20 protein-coding genes are annotated in these 19,338 nt (G+C 38.5%); 6 read left to right on the top strand and 14 right to left on the bottom strand.

The genetic code is table 11. The features are described from left to right. Positions 1-220 precede the first annotated feature (220 nt). From GS400_RS02770 to GS400_RS02755, 4 genes are all read right to left on the bottom strand, one after another. Positions 221-976, bottom strand: coding sequence for a CAP domain-containing protein (locus GS400_RS02770; protein ID WP_160098818.1), 756 nt, complete (start codon positions 974-976; stop codon positions 221-223). 291 nt (positions 977-1,267) lie between these two features. After that, positions 1,268-1,921, bottom strand: coding sequence for an MOSC domain-containing protein (locus tag GS400_RS02765; RefSeq protein ID WP_160098816.1), 654 nt, complete (start codon positions 1,919-1,921; stop codon positions 1,268-1,270). A gap of 33 nt (positions 1,922-1,954) precedes the next feature. Continuing rightward, positions 1,955-2,704: a YkgJ family cysteine cluster protein gene (locus GS400_RS02760; protein ID WP_160098814.1), complete on the bottom strand. Its 750-nt coding sequence runs from the start codon at positions 2,702-2,704 to the stop codon at positions 1,955-1,957. A 328-nt stretch (positions 2,705-3,032) separates the two neighbouring features. Next, complete coding sequence (locus GS400_RS02755; protein WP_160098812.1) at positions 3,033-3,164, bottom strand: YflJ family protein; 132 nt, start codon at positions 3,162-3,164, stop codon at positions 3,033-3,035. A 292-nt stretch (positions 3,165-3,456) separates the two neighbouring features. Here GS400_RS02755 and mreBH point away from each other — a divergent pair, with 292 nt between their 5' ends. The 3 genes from mreBH (at position 3,457) to nhaC (ending at position 6,929) form a co-directional block, all read left to right on the top strand. Beyond that, positions 3,457-4,464, top strand: a complete 1,008-nt coding sequence (mreBH, locus tag GS400_RS02750; RefSeq protein ID WP_160098810.1) for a rod-share determining protein MreBH — start codon at positions 3,457-3,459, stop codon at positions 4,462-4,464. 105 nt (positions 4,465-4,569) lie between these two features. Next, the gene (locus GS400_RS02745; RefSeq protein WP_160098808.1) at positions 4,570-5,457 is read left to right on the top strand and encodes a VanW family protein; all 888 of its coding nucleotides are present in this window, start codon (positions 4,570-4,572) and stop codon (positions 5,455-5,457) included. A 65-nt stretch (positions 5,458-5,522) separates the two neighbouring features. Beyond that, on the top strand, positions 5,523-6,929 hold the full coding sequence (gene nhaC / locus GS400_RS02740; RefSeq protein ID WP_160098806.1) for a Na+/H+ antiporter NhaC: 1,407 nt from the start codon (positions 5,523-5,525) through the stop codon (positions 6,927-6,929). Between the two features lie 711 nt (positions 6,930-7,640). Here the strand turns inward: nhaC and GS400_RS02735 are convergent. From GS400_RS02735 to GS400_RS02725, 3 genes are all read right to left on the bottom strand, one after another. Beyond that, positions 7,641-8,984, bottom strand: a complete 1,344-nt coding sequence (locus tag GS400_RS02735; protein WP_160098804.1) for an alanine/glycine:cation symporter family protein — start codon at positions 8,982-8,984, stop codon at positions 7,641-7,643. 192 nt (positions 8,985-9,176) lie between these two features. After that, positions 9,177-9,623 carry a hypothetical protein gene (locus GS400_RS02730; RefSeq protein WP_160098802.1) on the bottom strand — a complete coding sequence of 149 codons (447 nt, stop codon included), beginning with the start codon at positions 9,621-9,623 and terminating at the stop codon, positions 9,177-9,179. 81 nt (positions 9,624-9,704) lie between these two features. Further along, positions 9,705-10,796 (bottom strand): PQQ-dependent sugar dehydrogenase, encoded by a 1,092-nt coding sequence (locus GS400_RS02725; protein WP_160098800.1) that lies wholly within the window; start codon positions 10,794-10,796, stop codon positions 9,705-9,707. Positions 10,797-10,942: 146 nt separating this feature from the next. On the opposite strand from GS400_RS02725, the gene GS400_RS02720 reads away from it, so the two are divergent. Beyond that, on the top strand, positions 10,943-11,689 hold the full coding sequence (locus GS400_RS02720) for a hypothetical protein (protein WP_370519736.1): 747 nt from the start codon (positions 10,943-10,945) through the stop codon (positions 11,687-11,689). A gap of 72 nt (positions 11,690-11,761) precedes the next feature. Here GS400_RS02720 and GS400_RS02715 read toward each other — a convergent pair whose 3' ends face one another. Both GS400_RS02715 and GS400_RS02710 read right to left on the bottom strand, forming a co-directional pair. After that, complete coding sequence (locus GS400_RS02715) at positions 11,762-13,675, bottom strand: PAS domain-containing sensor histidine kinase (RefSeq protein WP_160098798.1); 1,914 nt, start codon at positions 13,673-13,675, stop codon at positions 11,762-11,764. Positions 13,676-13,915: 240 nt separating this feature from the next. After that, on the bottom strand, positions 13,916-15,625 hold the full coding sequence (locus GS400_RS02710; protein ID WP_160098796.1) for a WG repeat-containing protein: 1,710 nt from the start codon (positions 15,623-15,625) through the stop codon (positions 13,916-13,918). Positions 15,626-15,737: 112 nt separating this feature from the next. On the opposite strand from GS400_RS02710, the gene GS400_RS02705 reads away from it, so the two are divergent. Next, a complete protein-coding gene (locus tag GS400_RS02705) occupies positions 15,738-15,926 on the top strand; it encodes a CDGSH iron-sulfur domain-containing protein (RefSeq protein WP_160098794.1) in 189 nt (62 codons plus the stop codon). 82 nt (positions 15,927-16,008) lie between these two features. Beyond that, positions 16,009-16,593, top strand: coding sequence for a hypothetical protein (locus GS400_RS02700; protein WP_160098792.1), 585 nt, complete (start codon positions 16,009-16,011; stop codon positions 16,591-16,593). A gap of 174 nt (positions 16,594-16,767) precedes the next feature. Here the strand turns inward: GS400_RS02700 and GS400_RS02695 are convergent, their stop codons facing one another. From GS400_RS02695 to GS400_RS02675, 5 genes are all read right to left on the bottom strand, one after another. After that, positions 16,768-17,049: a hypothetical protein gene (locus tag GS400_RS02695; protein WP_160098790.1), complete on the bottom strand. Its 282-nt coding sequence runs from the start codon at positions 17,047-17,049 to the stop codon at positions 16,768-16,770. A 62-nt stretch (positions 17,050-17,111) separates the two neighbouring features. Then, positions 17,112-17,807, bottom strand: coding sequence for an AIM24 family protein (locus GS400_RS02690; RefSeq protein ID WP_160098788.1), 696 nt, complete (start codon positions 17,805-17,807; stop codon positions 17,112-17,114). Positions 17,808-17,906: 99 nt separating this feature from the next. After that, the gene (locus GS400_RS02685; protein WP_160098786.1) at positions 17,907-18,368 is read right to left on the bottom strand and encodes a DUF2188 domain-containing protein; all 462 of its coding nucleotides are present in this window, start codon (positions 18,366-18,368) and stop codon (positions 17,907-17,909) included. A 96-nt stretch (positions 18,369-18,464) separates the two neighbouring features. Further along, entirely contained in the window at positions 18,465-18,791 is a 327-nt protein-coding gene (locus tag GS400_RS02680; protein WP_160098784.1) for a thioredoxin family protein, read from the bottom strand. A gap of 346 nt (positions 18,792-19,137) precedes the next feature. Then, positions 19,138-19,296 (bottom strand): hypothetical protein, encoded by a 159-nt coding sequence (locus GS400_RS02675; protein WP_160098782.1) that lies wholly within the window; start codon positions 19,294-19,296, stop codon positions 19,138-19,140. Between the last annotated feature and the right edge of the window lie 42 nt (positions 19,297-19,338).

Raw genomic sequence — 19,338 nt, 5'->3', positions numbered from 1 at the left:
AAGACCGCCACATCGTGTGGCAACGTCGACCTACCCCACGTCGTGTGGGGCAGCAGGAGTATTGCCGTTTCACTGAACCCCTACCCCTCATAAAAGCAACGGACCTTCACCGCACAATATCTCGAAATCAAGTCTTCCACATAAGGGGGCTTTAACAGAAGATCGAACCGCTCTTTAAAAGAGAAAAAGCTGACTCTAAAGAGCCAGCTTTTTCTTCAGCTTATTTACCAATAAACTGCTGTGTCCATACATTGCCGTTTTCTTCAAAACCTACACCGATGTGGGTGAAGTTTTCGTTAAGAATGTTTTTACGGTGACCTGCACTATTCATCCATGCATTTACAACTTCTTGGGGGCTGCGTTGTCCTTTTGCGATATTCTCACCAGCTGTACGGTACTCGATGCCAAATTGCTTCATCATATCAAAAGGGGAGCCGTACGTTGGGCTATTGTGTGAGAAATAATTGTTCTGAGCCATGTCTTGTGACTTCTTACGCGCTACTTTGCTTAGTTCTTTATCTATTTTTAAAGGGGAGAGACCTTGTTCTGCACGTTTTTCGTTTGTTAGTTCAATGACTTTTTGTTCATATTGACTTAACTCGTAGCCTTGTTTTTGTTCTTGTTCAGTTGGTTGTTGTTGTGTTGCTTCGTTTTGCTGTGATGGTGTAGTTGGTGTTGCTTGTGCTTGATCTTGTTCGTTTTGTTCAGGTTGCTTTTGTGTTGGTTGTTGTTGTTTCTGTGTTTCTTCTTGTGCTGGTTGCTTAGCGCCTTCTTGCTTGTCCCGTTGAATTTCATAGTTTGATAGAATCTGGTTCATCCATTGGTTAATTTGTTCTTGATCTATTTGTTGATTGGATTGAATATTCGTGAACAATTGGATGTCCTTATTCGATTGAGCACTTGCTTCTGATTGAAAAGGACTCCCCATTAATACTCCGGTTGCCAACGCAGTAGTGATGGCGATTTTTTTGAACATATTCCATCTCCTCTCGTGTTGTTTTTGGGACAACTCCACTATAGCACCGGTTTTGATGTAATAATTTTGGTTCTCGTTTCCATCACATGATTTTAACTTTTTTATGTAACCTTTAAGATATATCCTAGTTATTGTCATAAGCATGTTTCAATCCACCCCATCCTAACTCAATTTAATTAGGTATAAAAATCCAAATCACCTATAAATTTCATTCAAATCACTATTGACAGGCATAAAAAAAGAACCCCTTTGTTACAACAAGAGGGTTCTGTGTAATAGAGCTGATATATTTTATTGTTCCTTTAACTTATTTAACCGTTCTGTAAAAGATGCCTTCAGTTCTGGTTCGAGCGCTTCAACCTGAATAGCTCTCTCTAAGCCTTCTTGGTCGTTTCGATCCTTATACTTTAAACGGTTAATCTCAGCTACTGATACAAGATTAGGATCTTGTTCTGTCCGTACAAAGGAATCATGGAGTGAAGCACTGCCTTCTTGTATGACTTTTGCATAAAAGCCAGTTAGGCCTGTCTGAGTCACTTGTTTCGTAAATGTTTTAACGGTATGGACAAAAGAAATGTGCTGACATGGTGTGCGTGGGTGGGTGATCTGAAGCTGAGCATCTCCCCATTTAAAAATGTCACCGATATAAACCTTATCTTCTGCAACACCATCAATGGTTAAATTCTCACCAAATGCAGATGCACTCATCTTCATACCCGTTTGCTCTTCCCAATAAGCGAAGTGCTCAAAAGGATAAACACATACTGCTTTTTGCTCACCACCATGGTGTTTTTTGTCCGCTTGTTCATCGCCTTCTAACCCAAACTTGGTTACAGCAATACGACCTGTCGTGGGTGTCTTAATAAAGCTTGTATAGAGTTCTTCTCCATTTCGCTTAACAAACTGGGGCTTACCAACATTTACAGATTTCAATTCATATACCATGTTCCATCACCTCTAACCCCATTATACATGGAATTAACTGTTTTGTTCGGTTGAAACCCAATCTTTAACCCAATTGGCAAGATAATCATATTGCCATACATCAGTTGGATAATCTACAAAGTTCGGTTCCCCATCTTCGTATAACTCTTGAAGGATTTCATTTAAGGCGCCCATGTAAAATTCATATAGAAACTCATAACTGAAGGTTTCTTTAGGAAGGTAATTCTCTGCACATACCTTTGGGTCCGAATAATTTACATAGGTGCGACAAGGGATCGGTCGAATCTCATAGGCCATGCACATATTCGTTTCCGTATCCAGCATCGGACAAGGAACTTGAGACGCAATATACTTACGCTTAAAGTCTGGATCATTTTCTCGGTCTAAAGAAGTCACATGCTCTATTTCATCTTTATAAGTTGATAGATACTGTTCAAGATGATTCATAATTCGTTGTCTGCGTTCCTCCGGCCAGTTATCAATGATACGTTTCATCGTTTTGGCTTCAAGTTCAGTAATGATGATCGGGAAGTAACAACAGAATGCACACCCCATAAAACATGAAGCTTTCGCATCCATAAACCCTTCCATCTTCGTCATTTCTTCACTTACCTGCTGAAGAAGCTGTTGAAATCCATCCATAATGACCTCATTTGCAGACCTGTCGCTTGCAAGCAACTGATCCACAATATTACCAAAATACTCATCATTCAGTTCATATTGTTCATTTAACAACTCACACTTACGCAAAATCTCCTGATAAGACAAATACTCAGAACTCATAGGTCTCCCCTCCCTTCATCTCGTTTATTGTCGAAATAATATATATCAAAAATAATTAAGTTCCATATAAAAGAACAAAAGCGCAAACGCCCGTTTAGCAACGAAGGGACTGGACTGAGCCCTTAGTAAGATAAAGGAAACACAAATTGTGAAGCAATTTGATGTTGACTTATCTAACGGAGGCGAGGGAAGTCCCTTCGTTGCTGGGCGCTGGAGCTAGACGCGGCCACGCTCTCATAAATGAGTTACACACAAGCCACCAATTTTATAATTTCCTAGACAAAGAAAAAAGCAGGAAGCTTATGCTCCCTGCCCTACATGACATATCTTACTTTGCGCGATCAAAGTATAGGTTTGCAAGAATGTGCTTTTTGTAGCTCTCAAGCTTGCGACCTTCATAACGGCTCATGCCTAGCTTTTTCAGTTCGTTAACGTACCAACCTTTGCTTCCGATATGCATCCCTATCATCCTTTCATATATAGTTCATGTAGAATTACAGTGCAATAATCATCGTTAGTCATTGTACCATCATTTCCAAACAAGTGAAAGTCATTCATCAAAAATTTTTTTACAGCCAACTTTTTCATGCAAATAAAACCAACAAAAACTGACATAACAACTGGTTTAATCGACGAGAAAATTCCGAATTCGACCTTCACCATCATTTACCATGTTCGTCACCCCCAGAAATCACTTACAATTGTAGAAGAAATATAGGAGACTTATTTAACATCTATGGGGGAGCTATATCATGTTAGCAAATGCAGAAATTGGTATCGACTTAGGTACCGCAAATGTTCTGATATATTCAAAAAATAAAGGTATTGTATTAAACGAGCCATCAGTCGTAGCTATCGATACGGACACGAAAAACGTATTGGCTGTTGGAACTGAAGCAAAGCGTATGGTTGGTAAAACACCTAAAAACGTAATTCCTATTCGTCCTCTACGTGAAGGGGTTATTGCGGATTATGATATTACGGCGCAAATGCTTAAGGCTATGCTAAAGAAAGTCAGTAAGAAAATGGGACTTTCTATGCGAAAACCTACTGTTGTGATTTGCACACCTTCTGGATCTACTTCTGTTGAACGTCGTGCTATACATAATGCTGTTAAAAGCTATGGTGCTAAGCATGTTCATTTAATAGAAGAACCAGTTGCAGCAGCAATTGGTGCTGATCTACCAGTAGAAGAACCTGTCGCAAACGTTATTTTAGATATTGGTGGCGGTACAAGCGAAGTAGCAATCATCTCATTTGGAGGGGTTGTATCCTGCCGTTCCATCCGTAATGGTGGCGACAAAATGGATGAGGAGATCATCCAACATGTACGAAAACATTACAATATTTTAATTGGTGAACGAACCGCCGAACAAATTAAAATGCAAATCGGTTACGCACTAATTGAGCATGAAGAAGAAACAATGGATGTACGCGGTCGCGATATGGTAACAGGATTACCAAAAACGATAGAGTTAACATCTACAGAAATTCAATCTGCTCTTCGTGAATCTCTTGAACACATTCTTGAGACAGTACGTGCTACCTTAGAAGACTGCCCACCTGAACTTAGTGGTGATATCGTAGATCATGGTGTTGTCATTACAGGCGGAGGCGCTTTACTAAAAGGAATGCAAGACTGGTTAAGTAAAGAGATCTATGTACCTGTTCATCTAGCACCTAATCCACTAGAGTCCGTAGCAATCGGAACAGGACGTTCATTAAAGATGATTACGAAACTACAAAAAGCAGCTAAATAAAAGTGTTAGAAGACTATCCTTGAATTGGGATAGTCTTTTTTTATAGATTCTCTCCCCACCTCTATATGGTAAAATAATCTAAAAGGTACTAAGGGGGATCTCCTAGTGAACGTCTTTCAATCATTAGCAATAAAGCCGAAAAAACGTCACCCTATTCGGGCTCATGCGGGAAAGCTATATTACCGATCCAAAAAGCATTTAGAATGGATAAAACACAACCAGTCCTACGCTAATACACTGCACCCCCAACCACTACAGCGCCAAGTTTTCACCCATAAGTCTAAGTTATACCGCCAATTACGAGAAGTCGACATGTGGTATCAGGATAATAAAGTCCACAACCTTTCAATCGCAATTAAACAGTTAAATGGGCTTATTATCAAACCAGGTGAAACATTCTCTTATTGGAAGTTGATAGGCAACCCATCAAAACGTAAAGGTTATATACCGGGCATGATTCTTTTTTACGGCTCCTTTAAACCAGGGGTTGGTGGTGGACTCTGTCAATTATCTAACCTCATTTACTGGATGACATTACACACGCCATTAACTGTACTAGAGCGCCACAGACATAGTTATGATGTGTTCCCAGATGCCAATCGAAAGCAACCATTTGGTAGTGGGGCAACATGTGCCTACAATTTTCTAGATTTGCAAATACAAAATAAGACAGAACATCCTTTCCAATTAAACCTTTGGTTAACAGACGAGCACCTTCTCGGTGAATGGCGATCAACCCATGCCCCCTTAACAAGCTATCATGTTTATGAAAAAGAACATGTTATTACACACGAACATTGGGGTGCATATGTACGCCACAACAAGATTCATCGGAAAGTCTATAACTATCAACAACAAGAAATTGATGACGAGTATGTGACCGAAAACCATGCCCTTATGATGTATGATCCTCTGCTAGAAAATAACTATAACCAAAAAGAGGAAGTCTTCCCTAGGTTGACATCCTCTTTTTCTTTCTTCATAATATTTTAGTAGATAAAAGCACAAAAGCATAAAAGTGCTAAAGATATATTTATAACAACGAGAGGATGTCATCAATGAAGAAAGAACCGAGCTTTTTATTAGCCTTGGTCCCCATACTAGCTTTAATCATATCTGCTACCTCTTCCATTGTTGTGTGGGAAGCAGGAATGTTTATGCCGCTCATCATCGGCATTATAGCAACAGCAGCAATTGGTTTTACTTTAAATCACTCCTGGGATGATCTTCAGGGTTTTATGAAGGAAGGAGTTACCCGAGCATTACCTGCTGTCTTTATTTTATTAATTATTGGAACAATTGTTGGTGCATGGATTTTGAGTGGAACAATTCCAACAATCATCTATTACGGATTAACGTTTATTAATCCAAATGTTTTTCTACCTACTGTAGCCCTAATTACAGGAATCGTTGCAGTTACGTTAGGAAGTTCTTTTACTGCAATCGCAACAGTTGGTTTAGCCTTTATGGCAATCGGTACGAGCATGGGATTCCCGGCAGCTCATATCGTTGGTGCAACTGTTTCTGGTGCCTTCTTTGGTGATAAACTTTCACCTCTATCGGATACCACAAACGTAGCACCAGCTATGGTTGGTGTGAATCTATTCGACCACGTACGTCACATGTTATGGGACACAATTCCAGCATTTATTATAACGATTCTTTTATTCTGGTTCTTGGGAATGAACACACCATTATCATCAGTGAATTCCGATCAGATTCAAGAGGTATTAACAGGGTTAAGTGAATCCTTTGTTATTCACCCATTATTGTTACTGTTACCGCTTGTCACAATTATTCTAATGGCGAAACGGTACCCAGCTGTTCCATCACTTGTTATCGTGAGTGCACTTGGTGGATTAATTGCGATTTTTGTACAGGGAAGTGGAGTAAGCGAAGTTATTAACGCAATGACCGAAGGATACAAGTCTCAAGCAGAAAATGAAACTATTAAAGAACTCCTAAGTCGCGGTGGTTTAACTTCAATGCTAAATACCATTGGACTTATTGTTGTAGCAACAGCACTAGGTGGCATGCTTGAAGGCGTTCAGGTATTCAAAGTTCTTCTTCAGCAAGCTATTGAAAAAATTCAAAGTACAGGATCTCTTATTCTTTCAACTCTTTTATCCACTCTAGTTGTAAGCTTTGCTAGTGGATCACAGTTTCTAGCTCTCATTTTACCGACTCGTGCTTTCTTAGATGGGTACGAAAAAAGAGGCATAGACCCGAAAAACTTATCACGGTCTGTTGAAGCTGCAGGTACAGTTGGAATCAATCTAGTGCCATGGGGTGTTCCGGCTGTATTCGTAAGTAACCTGATGAGCGTTAGTCCATACAGCTTCATTCCGTTCATCTTCTTCTCTTACTTGGTAATCCTTATTAATATGATTTACGGATTCACTGGGTGGACGATTGATAAGAAGCAAGGATTATCGAAGTCCTATGACCTTCGAAAAACAGGTTAATCTTAATAAACAGTTCCTTATTAATAACCATTGATATAAGCACTCTACTTTTCAGTGTAAGTAGAGTGCTTATTTGTTTATTGTTAAACAATCTGGCAGTTATGTAGAATAAGCTGGTGCAGGATGGTTCCGTTACGTTTATGCAGTGCGGCGGGCTGTGGAACGGGTTGCTTTCCCCGGAAGACCGATCGAGCTTCCTCGTCACTTCGTTCCTGCGGGATCTCGCTCGCCCTTTCTACCGGAGGAGTCAACCCGTTCCACAGCCCACCTTATCCGAATGGTGAATAACGGAACCGCAGCTATCGTAAGGTTTTCTGATTTAGAATACGTGGTTACATCATATATGCTTCAAAGTAATCTAAAGCCCTATATAAAGGGTTTTAGTATCTGAGATCGCATTTTCCTTATACAAGAGATTAAAAGATATCACCCATGGGTCCGTTAACCTCCATAAATGCAAGGGGTGAAAGAAACGGCGAACTCCAGTGGTAGAAAGGGCGCCCGATCCCCCGCAGAGAACGGAGTGAACGAGGAGGCTCGGACGGTCTTCCACAGGAGTATCGCCGTTTCAATGAACCCCTACCTCTTTTTCCAGCAACGGACCTCCACCGCACATTATCTCGATTCCAAGTCTTCCACATAAGGGGGAGATTGTTGAATATATCCTTGATAAAAAGAAAAAAGTCTAGGGAATACCCTAGACTTTTTGTGTTAATTCGTTTTTCTATACTCTTTCCATGACCGCTTTACAACCTTTGTTAATAAGAGAAGCGCAAGGATGTTTGGAAGCACCATCAGAGCGTTAAACGTATCTGCGACTTGCCAAACAAACTCTACTTTTACAATCGCTCCAACTACAATAAACAATAAAACAATGGCGCGATATGTCGGTACCCCTTTTTCTCCAAATAAGAAGCGAACATTGACCTCACCGAAGTAAGCCCAACCTAAAATGGTTGTAAAGGCAAAGAACAGTAAACAAACTGCGATAAATGGAATACCAAATTCGCCTAATCCACGAGCAAAGCCTTCTTGTGTAATTGCACTTGCTTCCAAATCCGTTTTGTGAGCATCTGTCATGATTACAACAAGGGCAGTTAGCGTACAAATGATTACCGTATCAATAAACACACCAACCATTGCCACCAGACCTTGTTCAGCTGGATGTTTGACCTTAGCCACTGCGTGTGCGTGAGGTGTCGAACCCATTCCCGCTTCATTAGAGAATAAGCCTCGTGCAATTCCGTAACGAACCGCTTCTTTCACTGTAGCCCCTAGAACACCACCAGCAGCTGCATTCGGATTAATAGCTGCATTGACAATTAAGGACAGTGTAGGTATTAATTGATCCCAGTATAAGACAACAATAACGACACTTCCGATAATATATAATAGCGCCATAACCGGTACAACATTACCAGCAAAGTTCGCAATACGCTGAATACCACCAAACAAAATGAGACCTACAAAAAATGCCACAAGCACACCAAACAGTAAGCTAATTCCAAAGCTATCTGTGTTTAATGTTTGATTCATGGCTACAGTTATCGCATTAGATTGAACCATATTCCCAACAAACCCAAGAGCAATAATAATTGCAACAGCAAAAAAACCAGCGAGCCATTTACTGCCTAATCCATATTTAATATAAAACGCTGGTCCCCCAACTGGCTGCTCTCCTTGCTTTTTCTTATATGTTTGAGCTAAAACAGACTCTGCAAAAATCGTCGCCATTCCAAAGAATGAGCTGATCCACATCCAAAAAATCGCACCAGGTCCACCTGAAGCAATTGCTGTAGCAACCCCGGCTAAGTTACCTGTTCCAACTTGTGCAGAAATGGATGTTGCTAATGCTTTAAAAGAATTGATTCCATCCTCTTGATCTTTTTTGAAAAGAGGTGCAAACGTCTTCTTGAATCCTTCTCCCAAAAACCGTACCTGTATAAAACCTAAATGTAGGGTAAGCCAAACGCCTGTCCCAAGTAAAAACAGGAGCATGAAAGGTCCCCATAAGAAGTTATTTATCCCTTTAAAGAATTCTGTAATAAAATCCACTTTTGAAATCCCTTTCTTGTTGTAATACTTTAATTCACTGATGTATAAATTCCATTGTCACAGTATCGCATATGATCACAGCACGTCGCAAGCAAGATTTTCAGTTACTGAAATGCAATTATTGGGATTATATTAAATACAAAAAAGCCGTATGTGAGCTTCGAAAGCTCACATACGACTTTGAGAAGTCCCTTACCAGAAGAACGGGAAGAACCACCGTCCGATACCGAAGAAAGGAAAACGATATCGACGGAATCGACGGAATCGACGTGGGTAACCATAACCTCCACCATATCCACCACCCCAGCCGTATCCTGGTCCAAAGCCGCCACCATAACCCCATTGGCGTTGGTCAGGTGACTCATCGTCATCTTCGTCTCCAACAGGCATCAGAACATAAACATTTTCTGCATCGATATCTTCAACAATACCTTCATACTGTTGACCATCTTTCATTTCTAAGATGATGAAATAGTGTTTATATCCATTTAATTGATCTTTCATATCGTTCTTACTGTACCCTTGTGGCATTTGTTGAGGCATATTCATCATAGAGTTATTCATTTGGCCCCCATACCCCATACCTCCGTGAGATGGATTGCCATAAGGATTTTGCATTCCATAATTTCCATGTTGCATATTGAACACTCTCCCCTTTTTATTGAAGTCGCTGTTAGTGTATTCAACAGCTGGGCATATGTGACAATATACAATTAGAAATTAACTATCTTGTTGCAACACCACTTTAATTAACTTATCATCATTCAGCTGTGGTGTACCTCTTCCATCCGTATTATTCGTTATAAAATACATATCATTTCCATCAAAAAGAATGTCTCTTACACGTCCGACACCATCAACGAACACTCTCGAGGATTTTTGTTCAAGATCAAATTCACGGATTTGTTCACCTCGTAATCCTGCCATATATAAATGACCATTTCGGTAAGTAAGACCAGAAGGCGCCCATGTATTTTCCCCCGAATGAAATACCGGCCTCTCCATTCCTTCTTTTTGTTCATCCCCACGTATAACAGGCCATCCATAGTTCGCTCCAGGCTTTATAAGATTAATCTCATCATAAGCACGGGAACCATGTTCAGAAGCATACATAGTACCATCTTCACTCCAAGTCATCCCTTGAGGATTTCTGTGTCCATAAGAATAGATATACGAGTTATCATAAGGATTGTCACTTGGGATCGAACCATCTAAATTCATCCGAAGAATTTTGCCGGACAGACTATTTAAGTCCTGTGCATTACTTTTCTGAGCTGCATCACCAGTAGACACATAAAGTAGTTGATCCGGTCCAATTTCCAGTCGTCCCCCGTTATGAATGTTACTTCCAGGTATTCCTTCGATCATAACCTTCTGCTCCTGCCAAGACTGGTTTACTTGTTTCAATAATACGACACGATTCTGCCGTCTTCCTTGCTCTTCATAGGTATGATACACATACGCTTTTTGATTTTGTGAATAGTCTGGATGAAGGACGAAGCCAAGTAATCCACCTTCTCCCCTATGTACAACATCGCGTTCCATTTGCAATGGCATCTCCGTCTTTTGACCATTCTCATGAACTTTTATGATGGTTCCTCCACGTTGACTAATGAAAAATCCTTCATCCGTTTGAATGATATCCCAAGGTACTTTAAGGTTCGTTGCGATAACTTCAGAATCCTGTACAGTTGCATTAACGTTCTGTATAGAAGAAGTCTGTTCACTTTGCTCTGATTGATTAGAATCCTGTTTATTACAACCTACCACGAACAGTAACGGGATCATCATTATAATTAATATTTTATACATTTCATCACTCCTTCTATATAACCATTCCCCCTTAATATACAAATTAGACTCTCGTTGTTTTTTTGAAAACATTTACAAAAACTCTACTCATGATTCAAAACTTATACTACTATATTTATAGACAACGATTAATTGGAGATGGAATAATGAAACCAATTTATATAGTTCTAACGAATACAGGAACATTTTTAAACAAAGCGATTAAGAGTGTAACGAATGCGCCTTATAACCATGCTTCTATAGCGTTAGATGAAAACCTTGAATTGTTATATAGCTTTGGGAGAAAACAGCCTGATAATCCATTTTGGGCTGGGTTTGTAAAAGAAGATTTTGTGAAGGGAACCTATAGCTGGTATCCAAATAGTACCTGTGCCATCCTTCGCTTATACATATCAGATCGAGAATATGAAAAGCTAATCCGGCTCATCCAAGTGTTTGAAAAAAATCATTTTAACTATCAATATAATTTTATTGGTCTTTTAGGGGTACCTGCAAAGTATCCCATTGAAGTAAAAGCTTCCTATTTCTGCTCACAATTCGTTTCTGAAATATTAAAACGCTCAGGGTGTAGTCTATTTGCCAAACCAAGCTCTCTTGTAACACCTGATGATTTTCGTTATCACAACAAGCTAGAAATCATGTATGAAGGAAAAATATACGACTATCCAGCTTTACGAGATCAGATCCAAGACTACGACCCTCAAATCTATAAAAGCTTCCCATTCCGTAAATATATGATTCAACAAATACGAACAGAGATTTTTCACAAAATGAAACAGAATGAACGCAAGTATTTTTTTCGAGATGGTTTTGTGAAACCTAAAAAAATCTACATTGGTCAAAAAATCCAAAAAGTGAAGGGAATAATGGATGTATTTGATCAAATACTTTAACATTGACCGAATCGAACAAATGTTCTACAATAAAATAAATAAAAAACGGAATCCAACTCGGATAGCCGCCTTTTATATTGGTTTAATTGGAAGGGTTACAATCACAGATGTACCTTTTCCTATTTCACTCTCATAATGAATTTGTCCATCCAAGCTTTCTACAAATTTGTTTGTAACCATAACTCCGAGACCAGTTCCTTTTTCTTTCGTTGTAAAAAAGGGTTCTCCTATACGTTGGAGCTTCTCCTGTTCTATCCCTTTTCCAGTGTCACTCACTGTAAAGCGAAGACTTGAGTTTTGTTTAATGTACTCACTTTTTACGGTTAAGCTACCGCCACCTTCCATTGCCTCTACAGCATTCTTAACCAAATTAATAAATATCTGCTTCAAACGTTTAGGGTCTGATAAGCATTGAGGCAGAGATGGATCTAAGTTTTGTATGAGTTCAATGTCTTGCCCTTCAATTTGGTTTTTAAATAATGAAGTAACATAAATCATGATGTCATGTACATCAGTTTCTTCTAATTCGATTTTCTGAGTTGGTTTTGCTAGAAGCATAAACTCATTTACAATCGTTTCTATTCTTGAGAGTTCTGAGAAAATAATTCCGCTATACTTCTGAACTTCCATCTTATTAGACATCATAAGTTGCATAAATCCTTTTATGGACGTTAATGGATTTCGAATTTCATGCGCAATACCAGCCGCTACTCTCAATGCCGTTTCATTTTGTTTTGTTCTAGCCTGTAATTCATCTTTTTCTTTTAAGTTCGTGATGTCTTCATGAACACCTACAACAATGGATTTATCTCCTTTTTGTAGTGGATATCCTTTCGAACGTATCCACTTCCAATCACCGTTTTTCATTTGAAAACGATACTCTACTGCAACTTTCTGGTAGCGCATAAACAAAAATGCAGAGTGAACTTCATCACGGTCTTCTTCATGCACCCCTTGAAACCAAAGATCTTTATCTTTATAAGCCTCTTCAATACTCATTTCAAATATTTTTTCAAATGAAGGACTCATGTACTCCCATGTCTCAAAATCAGATGTTGTAATCCAAAATACTTCATTAATGTTCTCAGCTAATAGTGAAAAACGTTCCTCTGTTTCTTGTAAGGCTCTAGTGTATAAACGAACTTCTGTAAGGTCTTGAATGAAAAGAGTCATTTCGTCTCCGTTTGGAAAAACAGTTAACTCAAGTGTCTTTCCAATATCAGAAACATATTGTTCGATTTTCATTACCTCTTGTGTTTCAAAGGCTTCTTTTAATTTTGAATACATGTCTTGATATTGCTCAACTGGATATACCGTCCAAACATTCTTTTGATACAAATCATCTAACCTTCTACCTACAATCTTTTCAAGGGTTGGATTCATGTATCGAATCTTCCAGTCATCACCAAGGACAGAAAAGCCGTGAGGGATTTCTTCCATTATTGTTTGTATATGTTGATCACCTTTAAAACGTTCGAGGGCATCAACTTGTGGATCCATCTTTGGTTTTGTAGATACCATCTCTTGATCGATTAACGAAAGCCAAGTCATAAAATGATCAACATTCTGGTTTACGTAGTTTTGTTTTTGCTGAACAGGTTCATTGATATCGTGGTCTATGATGTTATGATCTGGAACAGGAACATCACCGATAATAAAAACCCCCTCTTGGACGATCTTTAAAGATGTCTTTACCCAATTGGAGTGCTGCTGATTAATTTGGACACGAACATAAAAATCCTCTTGGTTAATAGGGTTCTCTACTCGAACTTTTAAGATAGATTGATCTTTTTTAGAAAAAAAGCTCAACCAGTCACAAACGGTTAACTCACCTTCACTATTGACCATTTTAGTGAATGATTTGTTACAGAGCACCCTATTCCTATTATGGTTGATGTAGCACCCCCACTTGCCCGCAAAATCTAACATCTCAAAACAATCTTCAACAGTCATCTTATTATCCAATTGCTCTTTTTGAAAAACCACAAGAATACCTCTTTTCAAATCATTTGCCTAGCTCGTCTTTTTCTGACATCCCTCAGATTCGAAATATAGATATCCTTATAATATACTAATTCAGGAAAACATTACATATATTCGATTAAATAACATATAGTTCGACAAAAATTAATAGACTCAAAGAAAGACCCTAACACCTTTACATGGTTAGGATCTAACGTGATTCGACCTATTTGTGACAATTTTTTGAAGTTCCTTTTTGTCGAATCATTCTCGATGATGAAATGATCGCCAGAAATCCCCTTTTGTATCGATTATATTCATAATCTCTGAAAAAGGAATTTCAAATGTAGGAAAACCAGCTACATAAGGTGTGATTTCATAAGGTGCAAAGTAAACGAATAATGACTCTTCATTTACATAGAATGGTTGATTAGGTTGTATTCCTTTATAGCTGTCAGGAAATACATTTATGTCCTGCTCTTTAATTTGTTGCTCTACAATCTCACTAATTACTTTTACATATGGAGCCCCTTCCTTAAACAGATCCTTTAATTCATAAAACGTCCCTGATACAAGATCGATATTACTGTATATTTTTGTTGGCATTGGATGAGCTGCACCGAAATAATATTGGGATCCATTCATCTCAATCACTACAAGATGTTTTTTGAAAAACTCAATCTCAAAATCTCCTGTATAACTATACTCAAGCTTTTCATCTGATGGGATCGGCTTTACCTGAGAGATATCCTTTAACTTTTCGTTTACTTGTTTCTGCAAACCTGTATCTTCCATACCTCGTATCACAGGATAGTAGACTAGATAATCTGGATTAGGTTTATACTTCATCCTTAAAACGCGGAACTGGTTATTTAAGCGAATCGTGTTTTTCGGTCTCCAAATCACTTTCCCTTTTCGATCCAAGTATATAAGCTGAAAATCTACATTCGCTTGAATCAAAGAGTTTTGAAACCTCAGCGTACCTTGCCCAGGCACTACCGGAAGCTTTTGTGCAATCTTCCCTTCTCGATTTAAGAAAAAGGTATTTTCATCATCATGAGCTGAAGCATAACCTTTATCATAAGGTAGAACATTTTGATATCGATAATCAGAGAGGAAATTCCCATTAAGATCTGCAATAGCATACATTGAACCTAAGTAAGGTTGGTCTTCTTTTACCGCCTTACCCACAGCTATTCTTTTTCCCCCTAATCTACTAATGTCTGAATAAGTCGGCTCTAAGATTATATTCCCTTTTTGATCAATTAGCCCATAAGAATAAAGATAATCTTCAATTTTACTTATGACAGCACGCCCTTCACTAAAAGGTTGAACTGCATCAAAAGAAGGAGCAATCATTACCTTACCTGATTTATTAATAAATCCATACTTTGGATCTCCTTCTTCTTGATAAGCAAGCAAGCCCTGACCATATTGACCAACATATTCAAAAGGATATTTATATAGAACGCTCGTGTCTCGTTCAATTAATTGATACTTACCCTCTTGCGTTTGAACAACAGCCACTCCATCTTGAAAATCAGTAGCAGATAGATACTGCGCAGGAATTAAAATTCCTCCATCACGGTCTAAGTAGCCATATAAAGTTTCATTTGTATCTTCATTCGTTTCTTGATAGAGTGCCCTCCCTTGTTGATAAGAACTGATGAAACTGAAAGGCTGACTTGTTAGAACGTTTCCTTTTTCATCAATCACCCATACACCTTTCTCATTGTGAACCGTAGCTCGCCCTTCACTATATTGAGTAATGTAATCATAATATGGCTCAACTACATAATCGCCTTTTGTATTAATAACACCATTCTTGTTTTTAACCTGAATAATTGCTAACCCATTCCCTTGAAAATCTTGAGCAAGTTCATACTGAGGTTCAATTTCAAAAGAACCCTTCTTATTAATATATCCCCACTGATCACCATCCGTTGTTGATTTATAAGCAGGAAACAGCTTCATGGTTATCCCTCTTTCTTATCGAAGACATTTTGTAAGTATCATATGGGAATTGTTTAGTTATGTGCCTACTTCCTATTACATATAGATTGGTAAAAGGAGAGTGAGAAGTAGTATGGAGATTAAAGTTAGAGACAATGGATCACTATTGGTTACTGGAGAATTTAAAGTTTTGGATGCAGAAGGAAATGAATTTATTACGAAAAAAGCTTGTTCCTTATGTAGATGTGGTTTATCAGCAAATAAGCCTTTTTGCGATGGAGCCCATAAAGGGAATTTCCAAAGTGAGCCGAGAGCTAAATAACAGCTAAAACGATAACCATAAACTTCCATAACACCCCTTTGCCATGTATAATGAGAGGAAAACTTTGGCGAAGTGGAATTATATGACGAAGACGAGTGTTTATTTAGGAACAATTATTGCCCTAACTGCTGTAGCTGTGTTTATGTTTGTACTTCTTCCAACGAATAGTAAATCAACTCAAAACTTACAGTTCACCTCTGAAAAACAAGGGGAACAGGCTATAAAAGAGCTTATGGATTACACTGAATTAGAATATGAACTGACTTCCAATAATGCTAGCTGGACCGTAAAGCTACAGGAAGATATAAGTGATGAACGTTTTGAAGAGCTAAAGACCATGATTCAGTCTGAAAAAGAATTATCTTTTCGAGATCATAAAAATACCCTTATGCTTACACAAGATTTTATTGAAAAAGGCTCTGCTAATTCAGAAATAGCGAGTAATGGCCACCCAGTAGTTACTTTTTCTTTAACAAGTGAAGAGAAATTTTATAAAGTGACAAGAAAAGTTAGTAATATGAAAAAACCTGATAATGTATTGGTGGTGTGGTGTGGTTTGGTTATGAGGAAGGACAGACCTACCTTGATGAAAAAAATAAGGAGCACCCTGCTTTTCTATCCGCACCTAAGGTTAACCATAGGCTTAAAACAAGTAAGGTACAAATAACTGGTGGTTTTACAAAAGAAGAGACTCAAGAATTGGTTGAGAAAATTAATATTTCGACACTTAGTGAAGGGTTAACTTTAATAGATGACAACAAAAATTAATGGAAACATGATATGACATATAAGGTTGCATCATTTTTTCTATTTAATAAGCACCCTCTTCGAAAAAGGGTGCTTAACTTGATTCAACTTTTTGAAATAGCTCCCCAATTTTTGAAGCGAGTTGATCTAGGTGTTGTTGAATTTCATGCGGAATATGTTGCTGCCCTTTCCATTCAACTTCGCACCCATTAACAAGATAGCGTGGGCGTTTAGAGATAAATACTACATCAACCTTTTGTTGCTTAAGAAAGGCTGTCCAAAGCCATTCTTCATGCTCAGCTTTACTCACTCCAATAATCTTGTATTTCGCTTTGCTTTTAGGGCTATGTTCAATTCGCTTTAATTGATGAATCATCCATACCGCTCCTTCCCTTTTACAAGCAGTATGGACGAATGTATGATCTGTTATTCTTCCATTTATCCGTTCGATTGAGAATAATAGACCTCTTCAAATGGCTGTACGATGACAAACCCTTCCCCAGAAAACTTCATTTGGATTGATTCGCCACTTCCTCTACCAAAGAATGATTTCAATGTGACGTCTGTTTGAAACTCAGGCTCCAGATGACCAGACCATGCGACAGTTGCATGAGGATCCGTTATAACGGGTTGATCTGGTGTAACCATTAAGGTTAGGGGCTCGTAATGACAAGTGATGGCTACCATTCCTCGCCCTTCTAGAGTCACGTTAAATAGGCCTCCTGACATCATGCCCGCAATCTTCTTCATTAGTTTGATATCCCAATTCACACCAGGTTCAAAAGCAAGAAGATCATTACCATTTACCGTAATGGATTCATTTTGTAGTTGAAAAATGATAATCTTTTTTCCCTCATCAGCTAAATACAATTTTCCATTCCCGTTGGCTTTCATAAGTGAGCTACCTTCACCTGAGAATGCTTTTTTAAACATCTTTCCAAGACCATGCTCAAGAATTCCTTCACGCTCAAACTTAATATTGCCATTATATGAAATCATCGAGCCAGCTTTAGCCCAAACCTGTCCATCTAAGTTTACTTCTAACATCCGCGGCGTTTCCAATTCAAAGTAATCGTTTTCACTCTCGTCTTGTTTGGTTTGGCTAATAAATTGATCAATTGTATATTTGCTCATATACGATCTCCTCCAATTTTCTTGGTATTACTGTTTACGATTCACATAATAAAAGGTTCCAAAAATAAAGTCTCTGCTATTGCGCAGAGACTCATGGTGTTAGTCTTGATAAGAATATTGATCTTGAATACTGCCATCTTTTCTATGGATGATAGCACTAGTTCCTTTATTCTGAGCGATCTCTTTCGCTCTTTCTATTGCATCGCTTTTGTTCTCATATGTGTCAGATGGTTTTTTAGCATCCTCCGCTTGCACGGCCCACCCATCTTCATGAGAAACAACATGTTCTCCTTTTTCTAGAAGCTCAGGTCGATTCTCATATTGCTTATCTTCTTTATCACGTGCTTTAAGGTCCTCATCACTCATTTGCTTTACTTGATTAATCTCTTTTTCACTTGCATTCTCAAACCATTCTTTTGCCTGTTCAGTCGCGATAGGAATGGCTTGTCCCTCATCATATCCTTCATCTAACATGGCATTCCCTATATCAATCGCCTTTTTGCGCACAGCCGTATCTAAGTTTTTCAGAGAACTTGGATAATCGTTCGTATCCCATGGCATCATAATCCCTCCATTTATTATAAGTATTGTTCATTTACCGCTCATTATGATCACTTAAACCAAAAATCCCCTTACCTGCGTGGCAAGGGAACTTCATTAATCATCCATTAGACTTGTCATTTTATAAAGTTGTTGGTTTAGTTCTTCAATAGGAACGATTCGTGCTTTGCGTAACATTTCTTTACCCTCTACGGAGACAATAATGACTGGTACTGTGAAAATAGAATACTCTCCTGCAATTTCAGGGATATCTTCAGCGTTTATATACAAAGACTTAATTTGCGGGTAATCCTCAAGCAACTCCTCAATTTGAGGAAGTAATGAGACACAGACTGAGCAATTGGGGCGTGAAATATAAAGTAACGATATTTTTTCTTTCTTAACAAATGATTGGACATGTTCTAGTGATTGAGCTTCTTGCATGATGAACCATCCTTTGTGCCATTAGTTTGTTCACAGTATAGCATGAACAAACCCTAGCAGGCTTATAAGAGGTGTTATCAATAAGTATTTCAGGAATTAAATTATCTTTCATTGATAGCCCCCTTATGTTGAAGACTTGGATTCGAGATAATGTGTAGTGGAGGTCCGTTGCTGGAAAAGAGTAAGGGGTTCATTGAAACGGCAAGCCTCCTTTGGAAAACCAGCCGAGCTTCCTCGTTCGCAAGCTCTCTGCGGGATCTCGTCAGCCCTTTGTTACTACTGGAGTTTGCCGTTTCCTTCACCCCTTTGCGTTTATGGAGGTTAACGGACCCTAGTTATTTGAGCTCTAACCCTTACGGACATCTGTTCCGTTATTTTGAACTTTTAAGGCATTTAGAGAGGCGTTACGGACATATGGTACCTTATTTGTGACAAATTGGGCTTTTTCAAGGTGATTTGATTCAAATAACGGAATGAATGTCCGTAAGCTCTTCATAAAAGTCATATTAAGATCAAATAACGGAACAGATGTCCTTAAGCATCACCT

This window comes from Pontibacillus sp. HMF3514 (assembly GCF_009858175.1).
In the GTDB taxonomy this organism is placed as follows: Bacteria; Bacillota; Bacilli; order Bacillales; family BH030062; genus Pontibacillus.
Note: the sequence above shows the minus strand (reverse complement) of the source record. Positions and strands in the feature narration are given on the sequence as shown.